2 protein-coding genes are annotated in these 1479 nt (G+C 72.3%); both read left to right on the top strand.

Features of this window, described 5'->3' with window-relative positions; all coding sequences use genetic code 11:
• A partial coding sequence (locus AC27VN_RS41280) for a PEP/pyruvate-binding domain-containing protein (protein WP_490880486.1) occupies nt 1-862 on the top strand: 862 nt, incomplete at its 5' end.
• A gap of 16 nt (nt 863-878) precedes the next feature.
• On the top strand, nt 879-1479 hold a 601-nt coding region (locus AC27VN_RS41285), incomplete at its 3' end, for a LysR family transcriptional regulator (protein WP_490880487.1).

The following is a 1479-nucleotide window of genomic DNA, read 5'->3' on the forward strand; positions in this document are numbered from 1 at the left end:
GTCGACCAGCGTGCCCGACGGCTTCTGCATTCCGTTCGCGCACTACGACCGCTTCATGCGCGCCAACGGCCTGGCCGAGCGCATCGCGCGCATGCAGCAGGCGCCGGGCTTCGCGGCCGACCCGCTGGTGCGCCAGCGCGCGCTCGAGGCACTGCGCGCCGAGATCGTGCAGTGGCCGGTCGATCCCGCCACCGCGGCCGCGTGGCGCGCAGCCTGGCAGTCGCAGCTCGGCGGCGGCGGCGTGTTCGTGCGCAGCTCGTCCAACTCCGAGGACCTGCCGGGCTTCAGCGGCGCCGGCCTCTACACCACCGTGCCCAACGTGAAGAGCGGCGATGCGCTCGAGCTGGCGGTGAAGAAGGTCTGGGCCTCGGTCTTCAATGCCGAGGCCTGGGAGGCGCGCGGCGCCGCGGGCTTCGGTGCCGAGTCGGTGCTGATGGGCGTGTTCGTGCAGACCGCGATCGATGCCACCAGCGCGGGCGTGATGATCACGCGCGACCCCTTCGACGCCGGCCATCCGCACGTCACCTACATCTCGGCCAAGCGCGGCATCGGCATCCGCGTGGTCGAGGGCCGGCGCGTGGCCGAGCAGCTCATGTACTCGAGCTGGTCGAAGGCGATCCAGGTGCTGAGCCGCTCGGCCGAGGACAGCGCGCTTCAGCTCGACAAGGACGGTGGCGTGAAGGAGGTGCCGCTGGAGGCCGGCCGCAGCGTGCTGACCGACGAGCTCGTGGTGCGGCTCGCGAACGTGGGCGCGGCGGTCAAGCGCGGCTTCGGCGGCGTCGACCAGGACATCGAATGGGCCACCGTGGGCGAGCGCATCGTGCTGCTGCAGGCGCGGCCGTACGTCGAGCGCCGCCGCTGAAGCAGGGACCGGCGCCATGAACCTGCACCGCCTCGACCTGGTCTCGCTGTCGCTGTTCAACCTGGTGGTGCGCACCGGCAGCATCAGCAAGGGCGCCGAGCTCGCGCACCTCGCGGTGGGCGCGGCCAGCAAGCGCATCTCCGACCTCGAGGCGGCCGTGGGCACGCCGCTGCTCGAGCGCCATTCGCGCGGCGTCACGCTCACGGTGGCGGGCGATGCGCTGCACCGCCATGCGCAGCGCATCCTCGACGACGTCGACCAGCTCGCGGCCGACCTGTCCGACTACGCCTCGGGGGTGCTCGGCGTGGTGCGGCTGTGGGTCAACACCTCGGCCGTCACGCAGTTCCTGCCGCGCGGGCTGTCGGGCTTCGTGGCGGCCAATCCCGGCATCCGCATCGAGCTCGAGGAACGCAACAGCAGCGAGATCGTGCTCGCGGTGCTCGACGGCCGCGCCGACGCGGGCATCTTCGCGGAGGGCACGCCGAGCCTCGGGCTGCACCTCGTCAACTACCGCGTCGACCGGCTGGTGATGGTGGTGCCGCGCGGCCATCCGCTGGCGCGCCGGCGCAGCGTGCGGCTCGAGGAGGCGACCGAGTACGACTTCGTGAGCCTGCCGG

The organism is Variovorax sp. 20P10.2.4 (assembly GCF_058244205.1).